This is a genomic window from Pedobacter sp. GSP4 (genome assembly GCF_051857575.1).
Classification (GTDB): Bacteria; Bacteroidota; Bacteroidia; order Sphingobacteriales; family Sphingobacteriaceae; genus Pedobacter.
Genome location: NZ_JBPZIR010000004.1, coordinates 502,177 through 520,037 on the forward strand (window position 1 = coordinate 502,177; position 17,861 = coordinate 520,037).

The 17,861-nt window shown below is 42.3% G+C and carries 13 protein-coding genes; 9 read left to right on the forward strand and 4 right to left on the reverse strand.

Annotated elements, in window-relative coordinates:
- Positions 1–55: 55 nt before the first annotated feature.
- Both ACS5PU_RS13030 and ACS5PU_RS13035 read right to left on the reverse strand, forming a co-directional pair.
- On the reverse strand, positions 56–700 hold the full coding sequence (locus ACS5PU_RS13030) for a nucleotidyl transferase AbiEii/AbiGii toxin family protein (protein WP_439459607.1): 645 nt from the start codon (positions 698–700) through the stop codon (positions 56–58).
- Between the two features lie 13 nt (positions 701–713).
- Positions 714–1,223 carry a helix-turn-helix transcriptional regulator gene (locus tag ACS5PU_RS13035; RefSeq protein WP_439459608.1) on the reverse strand — a complete coding sequence of 170 codons (510 nt, stop codon included), beginning with the start codon at positions 1,221–1,223 and terminating at the stop codon, positions 714–716.
- 170 nt (positions 1,224–1,393) lie between these two features.
- Here ACS5PU_RS13035 and ACS5PU_RS13040 point away from each other — a divergent pair, with 170 nt between their 5' ends.
- Both ACS5PU_RS13040 and glgB read left to right on the forward strand, forming a co-directional pair.
- Entirely contained in the window at positions 1,394–3,856 is a 2,463-nt protein-coding gene (locus ACS5PU_RS13040; protein WP_439459609.1) for a glycoside hydrolase family 31 protein, read from the forward strand.
- Between the two features lie 59 nt (positions 3,857–3,915).
- Positions 3,916–5,877 (forward strand): 1,4-alpha-glucan branching protein GlgB, encoded by a 1,962-nt coding sequence (gene glgB, locus ACS5PU_RS13045; protein ID WP_439459610.1) that lies wholly within the window; start codon positions 3,916–3,918, stop codon positions 5,875–5,877.
- Between the two features lie 226 nt (positions 5,878–6,103).
- Here glgB and ACS5PU_RS13050 read toward each other — a convergent pair whose 3' ends face one another.
- Together ACS5PU_RS13050 and ACS5PU_RS13055 are read right to left on the reverse strand one after the other, a co-directional pair.
- The gene (locus tag ACS5PU_RS13050) at positions 6,104–8,293 is read right to left on the reverse strand and encodes a TonB-dependent receptor (RefSeq protein ID WP_439459611.1); all 2,190 of its coding nucleotides are present in this window, start codon (positions 8,291–8,293) and stop codon (positions 6,104–6,106) included.
- Positions 8,294–8,353: 60 nt separating this feature from the next.
- Positions 8,354–8,692, reverse strand: coding sequence for a DUF6660 family protein (locus ACS5PU_RS13055; RefSeq protein WP_439459612.1), 339 nt, complete (start codon positions 8,690–8,692; stop codon positions 8,354–8,356).
- A gap of 193 nt (positions 8,693–8,885) precedes the next feature.
- Here ACS5PU_RS13055 and ACS5PU_RS13060 point away from each other — a divergent pair, with 193 nt between their 5' ends.
- The 7 genes from ACS5PU_RS13060 (at position 8,886) to ACS5PU_RS13090 (ending at position 17,857) form a co-directional block, all read left to right on the forward strand.
- The gene (locus tag ACS5PU_RS13060; RefSeq protein WP_439459613.1) at positions 8,886–11,096 is read left to right on the forward strand and encodes an Ig-like domain-containing protein; all 2,211 of its coding nucleotides are present in this window, start codon (positions 8,886–8,888) and stop codon (positions 11,094–11,096) included.
- A gap of 39 nt (positions 11,097–11,135) precedes the next feature.
- Positions 11,136–11,855, forward strand: coding sequence for a hypothetical protein (locus ACS5PU_RS13065; protein WP_439459614.1), 720 nt, complete (start codon positions 11,136–11,138; stop codon positions 11,853–11,855).
- 29 nt (positions 11,856–11,884) lie between these two features.
- On the forward strand, positions 11,885–12,823 hold the full coding sequence (locus ACS5PU_RS13070; RefSeq protein WP_439459615.1) for a gliding motility-associated C-terminal domain-containing protein: 939 nt from the start codon (positions 11,885–11,887) through the stop codon (positions 12,821–12,823).
- Positions 12,824–12,846: 23 nt separating this feature from the next.
- Positions 12,847–13,818, forward strand: coding sequence for a PorP/SprF family type IX secretion system membrane protein (locus ACS5PU_RS13075; RefSeq protein ID WP_439459616.1), 972 nt, complete (start codon positions 12,847–12,849; stop codon positions 13,816–13,818).
- 275 nt (positions 13,819–14,093) lie between these two features.
- Positions 14,094–16,160 carry an immunoglobulin domain-containing protein gene (locus tag ACS5PU_RS13080; protein WP_439459617.1) on the forward strand — a complete coding sequence of 689 codons (2,067 nt, stop codon included), beginning with the start codon at positions 14,094–14,096 and terminating at the stop codon, positions 16,158–16,160.
- 25 nt (positions 16,161–16,185) lie between these two features.
- Positions 16,186–16,875: a hypothetical protein gene (locus tag ACS5PU_RS13085; RefSeq protein ID WP_439459618.1), complete on the forward strand. Its 690-nt coding sequence runs from the start codon at positions 16,186–16,188 to the stop codon at positions 16,873–16,875.
- Between the two features lie 37 nt (positions 16,876–16,912).
- Positions 16,913–17,857, forward strand: a complete 945-nt coding sequence (locus ACS5PU_RS13090; protein ID WP_439459619.1) for a gliding motility-associated C-terminal domain-containing protein — start codon at positions 16,913–16,915, stop codon at positions 17,855–17,857.
- Positions 17,858–17,861: the final 4 nt, after the last annotated feature.

Sequence of the window (17,861 nt, forward strand, 5' to 3'; positions counted from 1 at the left end):
TGAGTTTAAGTGGCCCGCTGTATTTTAGTACAGTGGGCTTTTTTGTGGCTTAAATTTATGTGCTGCTTTTAATAGCTTCTGATAAGTCTTCTTTAATAAATTCCCAGATTTTCCCTTTAAGGCATATCGGATCAAAATCATCATCTGCCATGCTGAAGTTGGAAAAGTTTTTTCTGATCAGCGTTGGATCATGCGTCCATTCGAAACGTTTTTGGTGCAGATTAATCATCTCCGCTAAACTGTAGCTGCTCAATAATTCGTGCAGGTCCCAAAAGTCCTTTTTTCTCCCGCCTCGCTGTACAATATCTACTTTCATTGCGGTAATTTCTGGTATTGAAGCCATTCTTACCCCATCATGATCTATAAAACCTTCGAAAAATGGATCCATACTATAAAAAAGATCCAGTTTAACAACCTCATCTTTTTTAGCTCCTATGAGATAGGATTTTCCTAGTCCTGCAAACTCACCGAAATTACCCTGTACATAAGGAAATTTGTTCTTAAGAAATTTTTCGATGCGGTTAAAATCTATAGATCCATACTCGGCATCTGTAAAAAGATCGATATCAATTGATAAGCGATGGCCAAGGTAAAGGCTAAGGGCTGTTCCGCCAACCAATCTGAAGTCAGAGAGTTCAGGTGCCTGCATAAGTTCGAGCAGACACTTTTTTAGTGTTTGATTTACCGTATTCCAGTACATGGGCTAATTGCAATTACTTTTTAACAGTTTGCACAATCTGATTATTTTTTATCTCCTCCACTTTATCCTGCCCATAAAACCTGGCCATTTCATTTTTCTCTTCATCATTCCCTCTTTCTAAAACCCTGCGGATAATTGATGGATACTGCCTTTGCCAGTTTATTTTATCAAAATCGGTATCCCAGAATAGAATCTTTCTTATAACCGATAAATTAGGTTTGTCTAATACGATGTTTTTATCTTTTTGTCTTTGTATTTCGTAATACGCCTGGAGTATAAGCATTGTTCCTTCTTCTAAACCTAGTGTTTTATCGAGCTTGATGGAAAGGGCTGCCGTTATTCCTCTTTTGGCTTTTGTAATATCATTTATGGTTTGCGGATATTCACTTAAAGAAAGTGCCAAAGGACCTTTTTTGATCCCCTTTTTTTTAAGTTCGCGATCAAGTATAAGTCCAGGATGGATGCCTTTAAATTTTTCAATCAATTTTTCCATATACAAAAATAAACAAATTTTTATAAACAAAAATGTTTATTTTAAGGTCTTGTTTGTCAGTAGTTAGTGTAAAAAATACACTTTAATCAACAAGCCTTGAAAAAAAGCTGCACCCCTTTTAATAAAATATTTGTATTATAGTACTTTCTTAAGCACATCCCAGTTTAAGGGCTATTAATTTAAATTTTGAATAAATAAGGATGGAAGCGCAAAACGACAAACCTAATGAGGTAAGTGATCTGATTGAAAAGGAGCAGGAAATACAGCATCTTAACAATCCAGTAGATATATCGGTAAAGCCAATTGTAAAGCAATACCTTGGTTCGGTTAAAAAAGTAAAGAAAGAAGGCAATCGTTTTTATTTTTCTGATGGTGATGCCCGTGTAGAAGTACGTGTGGTAAGTGATGATATTATCAGGGTACGTTTGGCACCTCACGGTGTTTTTCTTGATGATTTTTCTTATGCTGTACCAGAAGTAGACCAAAAGGTTTCTGTTTTTAAAATGCAGGAACACGACGATCATTATACCATTTCTACCCATGCGGTAACCTGTAAAATAGAAAAGGCAAATTTTCATGTTTCTTTTTCTGATAATATTACCAACCTGGTGATGGTTGATGAGGCCAACTCGATGCACTGGGAAGAAAATGTAGATTTTGGTGGCTATTACATTTATGCCACTAAAAAGTGCCACCCAGAAGAGAATTTCTTCGGTTTGGGCGATAAATCGGGTAATTTTAACCTCCGTGGCCGCCGTTTCGAAAACTGGAATACCGATGCCTATTCTTTCGGTTGGAACCAAGACCCACTGTACCGTACCATTCCATTTTATATAGGTCTGCATAACCAGGCCGCTTATGGTATCTTTTTCGATAATACCTTCAAATCGTATTTTGATTTTGGTGCAGAAGATGTAAATAAAACCAGTTTCTGGGCCGATGGAGGCGAACTGCAGTACTACTATATCCACGGTCCGCACATTATGGATGTGGTTAAGCGTTATGCAACCTTAACCGGAACGCACCCCATGCCGCCAAAGTGGACACTGGGCTACCAGCAGTGCCGTTGGAGTTATTATCCCGAAACCAAAGTTAAAGAAATAGCCAAGCAGTTCAGGGAACGCAAAATCCCTTGCGATGCCATTTATCTGGATATCGATTATATGGATGGTTACCGCTGCTTTACCTGGAACAAAAAATATTTTCCAGATCCAAGGCGGATGATCAAAGAACTTTCTGATGACGGTTTTAAAACGGTTGTGATGATCGATCCGGGGATTAAGGTTGATGATGATTACTGGGTATTTAAAGAAGGTAAGGAAAAAAGATTTTTCTGTCGCCGTAGCGACGATTATTATATGGAAGGGCATGTTTGGCCTGGGCGTTGCCAGTTCCCCGATTTTACCAACCCAAAAGTTCGTACCTGGTGGGGCAACCTCTATAAGGAACTGGTTGATATGGGTGTGGCCGGTTTCTGGAACGACATGAATGAACCAGCTGTGTTCGGTTCAGGTACTTTCCCTAACGATGTCCGCCATAATTACGATGGTTACCGTGGCTCGCACCGTAAAGCCCACAATGTTTATGGCATGCAGATGGTACGTTCTACTTATGAAGGACTGAAAAAACTGATGCGCAATAAACGTCCTTTTACCATTACCAGGGCCGGTTATTCGGGCATGCAGCGCTATGCCAGTGTTTGGACGGGTGATAATATTGCAACTTGGGAGCACTTAAAAATCGGTAATATCCAATGCCAGCGTTTATCAGTTTCTGGTGTTCCTTTCTGTGGAACAGATATAGGTGGTTTTAGCGGCGAGCCAGATGGCGAATTGTTTACCCGTTGGATACAGCTGGGCACTTTCTCGCCTTTTATGCGTGCGCACTCTGCCGGCGATACTGCCGAGCGTGAGCCATGGAGCTTTGGCGAGTTTTTTGAAGATATTAACCGGAAGTTTATCGAGCTGCGTTACCGTTTAATGCCATACCTATATTCTGTGTTTTGGGAGCATCACCGTTATGGTTTTCCTATTTTAAGGCCCTTGGTTATGCTTGAGCAGGAAAATATCAGCAACAGCTTCCGTCAGGATGAGTTTTGTTATGGCGACAAACTTTTAATCTGTCCGGTTTTAGAGCAGGGCGCAATTTCCAGAAAAGTTTACCTTCCGAAAGGAACGTGGTATAATTTCTGGACCAACGAAATTTTGGAAGGTGGAAACGAATATACTGTTGATGCCAAAATAGATAGCATGCCAATGTTTGTGCGTGCCGGTACAGTTTTGCCAGAATATCCTGTAATGCAGTATGTAGATGAAAAATCGATTACCGAAGTGGTACTGAACATTTACCACAGCGATTATGAGGTAAATTCTTACATGTACGAAGATCATGGCGATACCTTTGCCTACGAACAGGATATTTACCTGGAGAAGAAATTTACAGTTAAGGGCGATACGCAGATGATTAAGGTGAACCAGCGTAACGAAGGGCTGTATACACCTAATTATGAACTGTATGTTTGTAATGTAATCGGTGTTAAATTCCAGGTTAAAAAGATTTTTATCGATAATAAAGAGGTAAAAGATTTTTATACCGACGATCAAAATATATTGCATTTCAAGTGCAATAAAAACTTCTCTGAAATACAGATATTAAGTCTGTAACTTTTAGCCCCAAATGCTGTTTAGTATTTGGGGCTTAACCTATCTAGCCAGAATAACCTATGTCAGCAAAAAAAGTTCCTGCAAAAAAAGCAGCTTTACCTAAAACCGATAAGAACAAAACCGTTTGGGTACACAGTTTATTTACCGATTACGACATAGATCTTTTCCTGGTTGGAAAGCACTTTAGGCTTTACGAGAAAATGGGCTCCCATTTAATTACAGTTGATGAGGTAAAGGGCACTTATTTTTCGGTGTGGGCCCCCAACGCCATACAGGTAAATGTTACGGGTGATTTTAACGGCTGGAACAACGCATCCCATCCATTGAACAAGCGCTGGGATAAATCGGGTATCTGGGAAGGTTTTATTCCGGGGATAGCAAAAGGAGAAGTGTACAAATATTTTGTTAAGGGTTTTGATGAATCAGAACATTTAAAGGGCGATCCCTATGCCAGAAGGTGGGAACATCCGCCGCAAACCGCCTCCATTGTTTGGGATACCGATTATACCTGGAAAGATAAAACCTGGCTGAAAAAAAGGCCGAAGTTAAATGCCTTAGATCAACCGATATCGGTTTACGAAATCCACTTGGGCTCTTGGGAGCGCGATCCTTCCGACCCCGAACGTGTACTTACCTGTAGGGAAGTTGCGGCCAGATTGGTGCCGTACGTAAAAGAAATGGGTTTTACACATGTTGAGCTGATGCCGGTGATGGAGTTTCCGTATTTTCCGAGCTGGGGTTATCAGATTACGGGTTATTTTGGGGCAAGTTCGCGTTACGGTACTCCACAGGATTTAATGTACCTGATTGATGAACTGCATAAAGCCAATATTGCTGTCATACTGGATTGGGTTCCGTCTCATTTCCCGGGCGATAGGCATGGTTTATATGAATTTGATGGCACGCACCTGTACGAACATGCCGATATGCGAAAGGGATTTCACCCCGATTGGAAATCATATATATTTAACTACGATAGAAATGAAGTGCGCTCATTCCTGATCAGCAATGCCATGTTTTGGTTAGATCAGTATCATGCTGATGGATTAAGGGTAGATGCCGTAGCATCGATGCTGTACTTTAATTTTTCGCGCGAAGATGCAGATGCTGCCACAAATGAATATGGCGGCAGCGAAAACATTGGCGCAATACAGTTTCTTCAGGATCTGAATGTTGCCATTTACGGAAATTTCGAGGGCGTACACACCATCGCCGAAGAAAGCAGCACCTATCCAGGGGTTACCCATCCGGTGCATAACGGAGGCTTGGGTTTTGGAATGAAATGGATGATGGGCTGGATGAATGATACGTTGAAGTACTTTAAGGTGGATACGCTTGGCCGTAAGCATCATCATAACCAGTTGAGCTTTAGCATGACTTATGCTTTTACCGAAAATTTTATGCTTCCTTTTTCACATGATGAAGTGGTTCATGGTAAATCGCCTATGTTGTACAAAATGCCAGGCGATGATTGGCAGAAATTTGCCAATCTGAGGGCGCTTTATGGCTATATGTTTACCCATCCGGGCGCTAAGCTGCTATTTATGGGCAACGAATTTGGCCAAACCAATGAGTGGAACTTTACACAATCGCTAGATTGGCATTTATTGCAGTACCCACCGCACAAAGGGATGCAGGAAACGGTTAAGGCGCTGAATTTTCTTTACCGCGCAGAACCGGCCCTATATCATTTTAATTTTAGCTACGAAGGTTTTGAGTGGCTTGATGCGGATAATGCAAACGAATCGGTATTTGTTTACATGCGCAAAGGCCCTAAAGCCAAAGATACCTTGGTAATTGCCATAAATTTAACTCCGGTTGTACGCGAGAATTACCGGATTGGTGTGCCTTTTAAAACCAGCTGGACAGAAATTTTTAATACGGATGATATTGTTTACTACGGTAGTGGAATAAACAATAGAGGAGATATTGTTCCAAATGCAGACGGCTATAACAATCAGCAATATGCTATTGATATTAATCTGCCACCTTTAGCGGTAGTGGTGTTTAAAAGCAAATAGTGGTGTTTTTTAGCTTATTTTGATTTTATATTGCGCCAAAACTGGCAATAATTATAAGCTGATAAAACGCTTTGTGTTTTGGATATAGTTTCAGTTTGGATCAAAAAGCCCTTAAATAAGAAAAGCCTCTCATTGCTGAAAGGCTTTCTTAAACTCTGGAGTGGAAGCTTCCAGAGAGGTGCAAAGGTACAATAATATTGTGCTTTTGCAATTATTATTTTTTATTTTAAAGTTTAAGCTTAATACCGGCATTAAAAGTTCTTCCTTCGGTATGTGTCCATATATCATCAAAAGTTGGGTTAAGGTGCGAGCCATTAACTACACTTTTATACTTGCTTTGCCTGGTATCGGTAAAGTTCTCGGCATTGATAAAAACAGAAATTTTTCCGAATACCTTTTCTGCCATAAAACCAAATTCCCAGAATGGATTGGTTTGCAGGTTGTTGTAAAGGTATTGCCTATCAGTAAAATAGCCTTCCAATCCCATTTTAAAGTTTCTTTCCTTTTCGTAAAGCAAAGCGAGGTTCAATTTATTTTTGGGTAAAAGCCTTATATCGCGGATAAGGGGCAGATAATCTGCTTTGGCAGAAGTAAAAGTATAGCCCGCAAAAAGTTTAAAAAATGTTTTAAAAATGATTTTGGCATTGGTTTCAAAACCTAAGCTGCGCACCGGCTGGCTGGTGTTACCGAAATGGAAAAACCCGCTTGCATCCTGAAGTAAAATGGTCGAGTTGCTAATCTGGGTATAAAAGAACATTTGGTTCATGCTAATTATCCAATCCTCGCCAATGGCTGTTTTATAATTAACATCAGCAGTACCGCCATAGCTTCTTTCTGCCTTTACCTGGTTTAAGGGGAGCAGGTTTTGGTATTGAAAGGTTTCTGTTTGTTCAGTAAATAGCGTTGGGGTTTTGTAACCCAGTCCTCCGCCAATCCTCGAGCTCCATTTATCATTAAATTTGTAAAGTGCCGAAACCCTCGGTAATGCAAAAGCTTCGGTTTTGCGGTAGTTTGTATTAAAATAGTTTACAAAATCTACACGCATGCCACTTTCTAGCTTAAATTTTTCGGTAATGTCCCAAGTTTGCTGGGCATATAGGCCGGCTGTTCGGGTGGTGAAGTTTTTAGCAAGGTTTGGTAACTGGTTTTGTTCTTTAAAATCATCGTACACCAGGTTTGCACCAAAAATTAAACTTTGGCTTTTTATGTTCTTCAAATAACTGATATCCGTATAAGCATTGTAATTAATGCCATCGAAACGGTAATCCGGAATAGCAATGCCGCGCTTAAAATAGTTGAAACTGGTTTTAATCCGCAAAAGGTCCAGCTCATTGGTTTTGTAACTAAAATCAACTGTAGAAGTATTGCGGATGCTATTATTTGTTTCGAAATAGCGGTGGTTTGCGTCAACATTATCTTTTACCACAAATATATCCCCGCCTGTACGGTCGCTCTTGGTAAAAGCATTACCTATAATTAGGGTTGTCTTTTCGTTTGGATAGAAGAACAGCTTGGGGTGGATGGTGAAATCCTTGGTTTTGGGCAGCTCTGTAAAATCATCACCGTCTACATCATAAGGTTTCTGAAAATTTGCGATTGCTAAAAGGCTATAACCAAATTTTTTGTTCCGTTGCATACCGAAGCCACCAATATTGGTTTGGCCCACGTTCGACTGGTTGAGGATAAAATTGAACTCCGGTTTTTCTTTTGGCGTTCTGGAAATAAAATTAACCACCCCAGCAATGGCTCCTGCACCGTAAAGGGTAGAAGAGGGGCCTTTTATAATTTCTACCTGACTTAAATCCAGAGGTGGTATTTCGAGGATGCTCAGTCCGCTGGCAAAATTGCCAAAACTGGCGTAACCATCTTTAAGGAGTTGGGTATAGCGGCCATCCAATCCCTGTATCCTAATGCTGGCATTGGCGCTTGTTGCCGAGGTTTGCTGTACCGCTATGCCTGTGCTTTCGTGCAGTATCATCGATACATTTGCAGGGCGCATATTGCTTTTCTCATCAATTTCTTCCAGTTCAATGGTTTCAACCCTGGTTGGTGTGTTCTGTATAGAGCGGCTTGTACGGGTTGATGAAACTATTACCTCTTCAAGCTCATCTTCTGATGCAGCCAATAAAATTTCGAGCGGGGCAGTTTGTTTCAACGGAAAATTTAAGGTAACCACTTGTTCTTGATAACCTACGTTCCGTATAATTAACGTTTGACTGCCGGTTGGCATACTGCTGAAAACCGCAGTTCCATTTGCTGCTGTTTTGGCTATTGTGTTTGTGCCTTTAATGAGCACGGTAACTCCTTCCAGCGCGGCCCTGCTCTCTTTGTCTTTAACTGTAATTTTAAAATTATCCTGTGCGTATGCACTTACCGTACACATTATGGCGCACAGCAATACTATTATTTTTTGCATGTATTTATTTGTAAATGATTGAATAATAAACCGCAGTCATTGCAGTTGTTGAATGATCGGTTAACCGATTACTGTATTATTCAATTTTGGCGGTTGCCAGATACTCGGGGCGTAAGATGAAAGGAACTGATTGTGGTAAGGCGTTTTAAGCTTAACCACCACTTCGTGTTTTGGAAACACATAAACAGATTGGCCAAGGTTGTTTACTGTAGGTTGCCCGCAGCAGTTGCAGGTACACATCGGAGAGCAGTTGTCCTTCTCAGCGGTATGCTCCGTTTTATTAAGCTTGGCCAACGAAATTTTTGCCTGGCTGTTATAGCCAAAGTCGGACACATCTTCGCAGGTGATGCAAGAGATGAGCAACATGCCGATGCTTAACAGGTAGACTAAAATTTTCATTCTTGGAAACAAATGTACAAATCGTGTTCGAATGATTTTGGCTTTGTTGATAAATATCAACAAAACAGGGCTTTACAGTATCAGGAAGGGCTTAATGAATAAAGTGAACGGATAAACTCCATGCCCACAACAGTACTTTTGTAGCAAACGAGCAAACAAACAAAAATAATTTTTACGTCATCCCAAACTAACATTGAAAAGGCGCTCTTGTCTATCATTCTTGGTGTTTGTGCTTTGTATTGTGCCTGCCTTTTTGCATGCGCAATGTGAAAATACAAAGCGTACATATGCAAACTTTCAGGGTTCGATCCAATACGGGTTTAAAGTATTGGGCGGTTCGTTGATTATGGGCACCATTTCGGATGCGGGGAATGCGGTAAACGGACAGGTTAAGTATGCCTCTACCTTGGGGGTAGGCTTAGGCTTGGCAGGATTAGCATCTTCAACCCAGTTTTTACAGTTTAACGATGCTGGTGGTTTAGCCCGCTCTATTCCGGCCAATACACCGGTTACCATTAAAATTTCACTCCCTACCGAGGTTTTAAGTGTTTTGAGCGGGGTCGAAATCGGTACATTTACAGGTCTGCACACTATACCTGCCGATTGGCCACTTTTTGGTCTGCTTGGTCCGGGTAACGATGCCGGTTATACCGCCACCAATATAAATCCCATTTACACTTCAGCCAATATTGCCGGGGTAATCAGCGGTTCGGGCGAGATGGAAATTACGCTTACGCCCAGCCAGATCTACAATGGTATCTACGTTAAGGTTTCGGGTAATTTGCTTTCAGTGGCACTTTCTACCAAACTTTTTCATGCCTATATTATGGAGACCACTACTGATCAGATTGACTGCGATGAGGTAATCGACGTTTTATCGGGTGTACAGCCAACCGTTATTGGCGGGGTTTTAAATGCTACCGGCAAGGTAACCGATCCTTTCAACTCCATTGATAATGATAAAGACAGCTACGCCCTGATGGATGTAGGAGCATCTGTGCTGAACAAAATATACCTTACCGCAATATTTAACAAACCCTCCCAGCCTAAAGATTCGGTTAGCATTATCCTCGGTAAACCGGGTGGTGGCCTGCTCGATTTAAACCTGCTTACCGGCTTTATTATCCAGCCTTATTTAAATGGTGCAAAAGCTGGTAATGCCTTCGATAACACGGGTACTTTTCTGAACCTAAGGCTTTTTCCGGGCTCAACAGATAAATATGTACTAACCTTTCCGATAACCGATGTTTACGACCGCTTAGAAATTACCACTGGTGGATTGGCAGGCGTGCTCGGATCGCTTAAGGTTTACGATATTAAAAGAAAACTGGCCAAGCCACGTACGCTGATTGATCCTATTGCTGAAGATACCAGGACCATTTGCGAGGGCGAGAGCACCACTTTTGCAGTTAATAATCCACAAGATTGTACCGAGTACAAATGGTACGATGCCGAGACGGGTGGCACCTTGTTGCATACAGGCTTAACTTATACACCAACAGGCCTTGTTGCTGGCGATTACAATTATTATGTGCAGGCCAGCAGAACTTACTGCGTTACGGCCATATCAGAAAGATTAAGGGTTAAACTGAAAGTAAACCCCTTGCCAACGGTTGCTGTACCTGGGGCAGTTATCTGCGCAGGTTCTTCTACCATTCTTGCCGTTACCACACCCGATGCCGGCTTTACCTATAACTGGTATACTTCAGCCTCTGGCGGTACACCCATTTATGTAGGGGCAAATTACACCACTCCGAATTTATCAGCCACTACAACTTACTATATAGAAGCTGTAAACACTTTAACAGGATGTAAAAATGCAGGCTGTGCAAAAGCGGTAGAGGTTAAGGTAAAACAATATGCGCCTGTTCCGGCTATTGCTGGCAGCACTGCCATGTGCGGTGGCAGCAGTTCAACATTTACAAATGCCTATGCGGGAGGTGTGTGGAGCAGTAGCGATGCAGCCATTGCCACTGTTGATGCTACAGGTAAGGTAACTGCAACTGCACAAGGGAGTGCAACGATCAGCTATACGGTTGCAGATGATGCCACGTACTGTGGGAAAAAGGTAGATTTTAACTTAACGGTAAATCCACAGCCAGATTTGACCTTAGCGCCTGATCCAAGTATCTGCGAAGGTTTAAGTACAACCAAACTTGGCTATTCAAATCCTATTGCCGATCCTATTACCTATAGCATATCGTGGACAGGAAACCTGTTGCCTGCGGTTTCAAACCAACCACTGCCACCAAACGAAATCAGCATCACCATTCCATCCTCTACACCAGTTGCCGTGTATCAGGGAGTTTTGACCATAAAAAATGCTTTTGGCTGCTCGCGAAATATCCCTTTTAGTTTTAGGGTTAAGCTTGTGCCACATAAACCTACAGTATCTATTAATTAAAAGAAGAAAATAAATTATTAAACCCAAACAATTAAAATCATGAGAAAAAATTCTACTAAACGTAATTTAAGGATTTTCGCATTCTTACTGTTCTTATTGCCATTAGGCGCCTTTGCGCAAACGCCAAATGTATACCTGTGCGGAACAGGTACGGTAAAGTTAAATCCAACTTTTACAGGTTACACCCCTGTTAACGGCGATAAAATTGTGTGGACAGTTGATAACGTTGCACAAACTCCGGTTGTATACGATGGAACCAATGCTTTTTATCAGATTGCCGCAGGCTTAGCCGCTGGTACACATACTTATTCCGTTCAGGTTCAGCCTGCAGATGCGAATCTGTGTCCTAGTGATGCCTCTGATAATACTGTGGTAGAGAAACTGCCAACACCGCTTATTGCTGTAGCCGCACCTGGTAGTGTTTACTGTACCGATCAAACTGCATCTACCGTATTCACGGCTTCAAAAGATGCTTCAATAACATTACCAACCGGCGTAACCATGGCCTATGCATGGTCTGCTACGCTTGGAGGTACCGCAGTAGCTGATATTACTACATTAGGTACTGCATCGGCATCAGGAGATACTTTTACACTTAAAGCTGGAGTATCGCCGGGCGCTTACGTTTTTACAGCTGTTGGAAGTTATGCTACAGGCGGTGTTCCGATAGTACCGGCAACCACCTGTACCGCAACTGCATCTAAAGCCATTACTGTTACCGTTAAACCAGGTAAAGCCACTATTGCTGTAGCACCATAAGGTGTTGCTGTTGATAAGGTTTAGCAATCATGAATTTTAATAGATTAGGGATAATTGTGTTCGGTGTGCTGCTGCTTCCTGCGGCAGCATGCTTTGCGCAATCTGCTAATCCAAATGCTTTAAGCCTTAAACCGGGTACATCAGTTAAACTAAGGGCAAATGCCGTTGGCGCCTCTTCTTATCAATGGTTCAGGAATGGAGACCCGATACCAAATGCCATTGCTCAGGATTATGTGGTAAATACCGCAGGTAAATACACCGTAATCACCTTTAGTTTGGGTGGCTGCAGTTCAGATATTTCTGAAGAAATGGAAGTGGTTATGCTCAGCACCATATCGGCAGATGTTTCCATTGTAAAAAGATCAGAAAGCCGGCAGGTAATCAACACCGAGCTGTTTAAATATAATTTACTGGTGCGCAATAACGGTCTTGGCGATGCAACCAATATCCAGGTAAAGGACGAACTTCCCGAAAACCTTTTATTTGTGAGCCTTGATCCCGTAACAACAGGTACAGCGAGCTACAACGAAGCGGGCAAAACAGTTTTGTGGACTATACCGCTGCTTGCCAATGGCAGTTTTGTAGAGCTGGTCATCAATGTTAGGGCAATAAAGCCCGGCAATGTAATTAATAGTGCAACTGTTACCCTAAATGAATTAGATCCCGATCCATCAAACAACACCTCAACCGATATAAAAGAGATTACAGGAATAAAAATACCAAACGTATTTACACCGAACGGTGATGGTAAAAACGAAACCTTTTTTATCGAAAAGTTAGACCGTTATACAGAAAACCAGCTCACCATTATTAACCGCTGGGGAAGTACGGTTTATGAAAAAAATGGCTATCTGAACGATTGGACAGCTAATGGATTGGTAGATGGAACTTATTTCTATGTTTTAAAGGTTAAAACGGCAAGCGGGCAATGGCAAGAATTTAAGGGTTATGTTACGGTGATGAGATAAAGTATAAGTTAAAATGTGAGGATATGAAAAAGGTAATTTTAACGGTATTGTTAAATTTTATCGGCCTGTGTCTCTTTGCTCAGCAAAATGCACAGTTCGGGCAATATGTATTTAACGGTCTTTATGTAAATCCTGCCTATGCGGGTTATAAAGAGGAGCTGTACATGCAGGCTTTTGTACGTGCACAGTGGACCGGTATCCAAGGAGCTCCCCAAACACTGTCGCTTTCGGTTGATGAGGCTGTTAACGAAGAAAGCCTCGGGCTCGGGCTATTGGTATCAAAAGATAAAATTGGTGCCCAAAGCTCTTTAAACCTATCAGGAAACTTTGCCTACCGCATAAAACTCGACCGTACCGAAACTAATGTACTGGCATTTGGTGTTGGGGTTGGTGTAATGCAGATGGGCTTAAACGGCAGTCTGCTCGATCCAACTGAGGCTGGCGATAACAGGATTCCGACCGGTTACGAAAGTAGGATTGTACCTGATATCAGGGCCGGTGTACATTATTCCAACGAAAAATTCTATTTTGGCTTTTCGGCCAATAACCTGCTCTCGCAATATCTTTCTGTTTTTAAAGACAATAGCTTATTGAGCATTACCTCCAAACCGCATTTCTATTTATCGGCTGGTATGGTATTTCCGATGAATAACGATTTTATGTTTAAGCCAAGCTTCTTGCTTAAAGATGATCTTAACGGTCCAACCTCGTTGGATTTGAATGCTTTTTTGATGATTAAAGAAAAGCTATGGTTGGGTGGTGTATACCGTACATCTGTAAAACTTTATCCAAAGTCTGACTTGCAGCGCGATTTACGGGCCAGAAGCGCTATCGGACTGATAACAGAATTTTTTGTGCGCGAAAATTTAAGGATTGGTTATGGTTACGATTACAGTTTAAATAAGCTGGGGAGTTATGACTATGGCTCGCACGAAATATCAATTGGTTATTACCTGCAAACTGCTAAGAGCCGCAGGCCAAAATGCTACTTCTAACGGTATTTTGTTTCTTATCGTATCGGTATTCCTAATTTGTTTGCTTTTTCTTTAGGGCTTTAGGGTTTCTTAACATGGATTACATGCGCTTTAATTAGTTTTGCTGCGCTAAGAAATGAATAAAATGAATGTTTAAAAATCTATTCATCCCATTTTTACGTAAGCCAAAGAATAACCCCTGAATTTTTGCTCTCCCAAACAAATTGAAGCGGTTTTTTCGTCTATTCTTATTAATGGGGCTGTTTTTTGCCCTACCAGGATATTTGTGTGCACAGTTGTGTACGAATCAAAGCCGCGTATACGCTAGTTTTCAGGATTATCAGTATGCTCCAGGTGGCATCGGGTCGTCGGTTTCGGTTACCAATAATGGCCGGGCTGTAGATACCGATCCTTCAACAGCTTCAACACTTTCCATCAACAGTTTGTTGGGCTCATCATCTGTTACCCAATATTTAGAATTTAGCAGCAACGGTACCGACGCTGGAAGACGGTTAATTGCCGCGGGCAAAACCTTTATCCTAAAAGTATCTATCCCGGCATCTGCTTTAAGCCTGGCCGGAACCATTGAAGTTGGAAGCTTTGTTGATCTGAATACCAGCACCAATATAGCTACGAGAACACCGCTTTATACAGCTTCTACCGTTGGTTTATTAAGTGGTGCTGGCGCTATCGAAATTCCTTTAACCCCTGCACAGGCCTATCACGGTGTTTATGTTAAACTTTCTGCTTCACTCTCTGTCGGCGTAGCTGCAGAAATATATGGCGCCTATATTTTAGAAGATAACCCTTTGGATATTGAGTGCGATAAAGGGATTGATGTACTGACTGGTGTAAATGGGGCAGGCTTATTAAATGCTACTGCATCGGTTACCAATCCATACGCTGCGATTGATACCGATCCGGCCTATAGCACCTTTGCTACCATTAATACAGGTCTGCAGGCAGCTAACGAAGCTTACCTTACTGCTATTTTTGCCAAAGAAGGTCAGCCGCTCGATTCGATCAAAATTGTGTACGATGGTGGCGGCGGCCTTAGTCTGCTCAGTGGATTTACCATTCAGCCTTATTTGGGCGATGCAGTAGCCGGTGGTGCATTTAATAATGGAAATGTAACGGTTAAGGCTATTCCCAACACCACCAGGTTCGAAGTTTCATTTCCTGTATCCTCTGTTTTCGACAGGGTAAAAATATCGTGGGGCGGCATTTTGGCCATTGGCACAGAATTGCACATTTATAATGTAACCAAAGCTATCCCCAAACCCGATCCATTAATTGATGGTGTGCCGCTAACCGCCAAGAATGTATGTTTAGGCCATGCCACTACCTTATCTATCAACAATATCCAATCTTGTACTACCTATACTTGGTATGCAGATAAAACAACCACTACACCATTATTTACCGGTAGCACCTATAGCCTTGGCGTACTGCCCGTTGGCGATTACGGTTATTATGTAGAATCGAGGCGCAATAACTGTATTTCATCCATCTCAGAAAGGGTTAAAGTAACCATTAAAGTTAATCCCCTGCCCACAGTTGCTGTTACAAATGTCATTTCATGCAGTGGTTTTACGGTAAATCTTTCGGTAGATAGTCCGTTGGCAGGCATAAGCTATAACTGGTACGATGCAGCTACAGGCGGTAATTTGCAACATAGCGGCAGCACTTACACCACGCCTGTACTTACTGCAAATACAACATATTATGTAGAAGCGGTCAATCAAACTACTGGCTGTATCAGCAGTAGCCGTGCAGTACTGGCCGTGCAGGTAAAGCCAATTGCAGTTGTTGGGGCGATAAGCGGCGTAAATAAGATCTGCATCGGTACCGCAACTACCTTAAGCAACCCAAATGCTGGGGGAACGTGGTCAAGCGCCAATCTGTTAATTGCTATTGTAAACGCCACAACAGGCGAAGTAACAGGAGTTGCTGCTGGTACAACTGTAATTAGGTATACGGTTGCGGCTGACGCTACAGTTTGTACAAACTTTGCCGATTTTAATTTAACCGTAGCCGCGCCTCCGGGTTTATCGCTAGGGCCAGAACCAGAAATCTGCTCAGGTTTTACTAGCTCATCAATAAGTTATAGCAATCCGGTAAACAGCCCAATAACTTACAGCATCAGTTGGGGCACTTCCGGATTTATGCCAATAAACAACCAGCCACTGCCACCGGGCAATATTCCTTTTGATGTGCCATTTAACGCCGCGGTAGGCACACATTCAGGCATCCTAACCATCAAAAATGCCGATGGATGCAGTAGTCAGATCAATTTCACAATCAAAATAAAACCCAAACCAATGGCGCCGCATGTGCTGGTGCCCATAACTTCTCAATATTAATTAAACAAATTTAAATCCCATCCCCATGAACAGTACAATTAAAAAAGGCTTATTCCTTCTTACTTTCTTGTTAATCAGCAACATTTTACGTGTTTCTGCACAAATTACACCCACCACTACAGGTGTTAACTTATTTTGTAAAGGATCAGACCTTACTTTACCTGCCCCTGCAAGTGGCGAAAACTGGATAGTAAGGTATAGCGCTACACCTACAACCACACCATCAACCGCAATTACCTTAGTTGGCGGAAACAAAATAGCTGCTGCAGATTTACAGAACGGCTACTATTACCTGAGTTCTAAAGCAACAGCTGCCGGATCATGTGAGTCGGAAATGCAGGAAATACCCGTTTATGTGCTTAGGCCATTGGTACCCGATTTTGCGGCAGCTAATTTCTGCGTGGAAAGCCCACTTACCCAAGTTGGCACAGTAACCAATCCTGAAGATCCTACTGTTACCACCCTGGCTTACCAATGGTATACCGTAGTGGGTACTACTGAAACTGCAATTTCTGGTGCAACAAATAAAGATTATACGCCTGCTTCGCCAAGTGTGGGTACCACAAAATACCGACTAAAAGTGGGTTATTTAATTGGTGGCAATAAATATTGTGCACAAACTGTAGATCATGATGTAACTGTAACGGCTAAGCCAACCAAACCAACGGTTACTATTGGAACCGCACAGGGAACAGCTGGCGCAGTTACTTTTTAAGCACAATCAATATTTTTTCCTGCTTGTAAAGCTATAAATGAGGCATAGGTTCTACACCTTCCTGTTTACGGCTATGCTGTTGTTTTCTTTTACAACAGTATTTAGCCAGACCGTACCCAATGTGCGGCAGAAGATCACGATCAAGAAAGGATCGTCGGCCTTGCTGCGCGCAAATTCGGGAGGGGCCAGCACGTACATCTGGTTCAAGGATGGTGTGCTCATTCCCGGTCAGCAGAAAGAGCAGCTCATTACCGCCACGGCAGGAGTTTACAGGGTAGCCGCTATCAACAGTTTTGGCTGTACCTCCGATCTCTCCGAAGAGATAGAGGTAGAAGTGCAGGCCGTGCCGGTGGCCGATCTGGCCATCACCAAGCGCTCCGAAACCAGAAATGTACTCAGCAACCAGGTATTCAGCTATTATCTGGATGTGCGCAACAACGGTACCGACGACGCAACCCTGGTAAATGTTAGGGATGTACTGCCCGATAACCTGGTTTTTGAAAGGCTAGCACAGCCAACCGATGGAAATGCCGTATACGACCCGGCCACAAGGACCATCAAATGGGGGATAGACCAGTTGGCCAATGGGAAATTTGCAGAACTGGTGGTTTATGTGCGGGCTACCCAGCCGGGGATGGTGAGCAATACGGCTACGGTAACGGGCACAGAGAGCGATCCGGTATTATCGAACAATACCTCAACCGATTTGAAAGAAATTTCCGGTTTACGGATACCAAATGTATTTACGCCCAATGGGGATGGGAAAAACGATACGTTTTATCTGGAAAACCTGAGTTCATTTGAGTTTAACGAGGTAACGGTAATTAACCGTTGGGGAAGTACCGTATACCAGAGCAACCGCTACCTGAACGACTGGACTGCACCCGGCTTGAGCGATGGTACCTATTTCTATGTGGTTAAGGTTAAGAATGGTACTGCAAACTGGCTGGAATATAAGGGCTATGTTACCATAATAAGATAAATGA

Bases quoted from the DNA above. Each gene is read 5' to 3' on its own strand.
- ACS5PU_RS13055 (WP_439459612.1), bottom strand. From the start codon at position 8,692: ATGAAAATTTTAGTCTACCTGTTAAGCATCGGCATGTTGCTCATCTCT.
- ACS5PU_RS13090 (WP_439459619.1), top strand. From the start codon at position 16,913: ATGAGGCATAGGTTCTACACCTTCCTGTTTACGGCTATGCTGTTGTTT.
- ACS5PU_RS13070 (WP_439459615.1), top strand. From the start codon at position 11,885: ATGAATTTTAATAGATTAGGGATAATTGTGTTCGGTGTGCTGCTGCTT.
- ACS5PU_RS13065 (WP_439459614.1), top strand. From the start codon at position 11,136: ATGAGAAAAAATTCTACTAAACGTAATTTAAGGATTTTCGCATTCTTA.
- ACS5PU_RS13085 (WP_439459618.1), top strand. From the start codon at position 16,186: ATGAACAGTACAATTAAAAAAGGCTTATTCCTTCTTACTTTCTTGTTA.
- glgB (WP_439459610.1), top strand. From the start codon at position 3,916: ATGTCAGCAAAAAAAGTTCCTGCAAAAAAAGCAGCTTTACCTAAAACC.
- ACS5PU_RS13050 (WP_439459611.1), bottom strand. From the start codon at position 8,293: ATGCAAAAAATAATAGTATTGCTGTGCGCCATAATGTGTACGGTAAGT.
- ACS5PU_RS13075 (WP_439459616.1), top strand. From the start codon at position 12,847: ATGAAAAAGGTAATTTTAACGGTATTGTTAAATTTTATCGGCCTGTGT.
- ACS5PU_RS13040 (WP_439459609.1), top strand. From the start codon at position 1,394: ATGGAAGCGCAAAACGACAAACCTAATGAGGTAAGTGATCTGATTGAA.
- ACS5PU_RS13030 (WP_439459607.1), bottom strand. From the start codon at position 700: ATGTACTGGAATACGGTAAATCAAACACTAAAAAAGTGTCTGCTCGAA.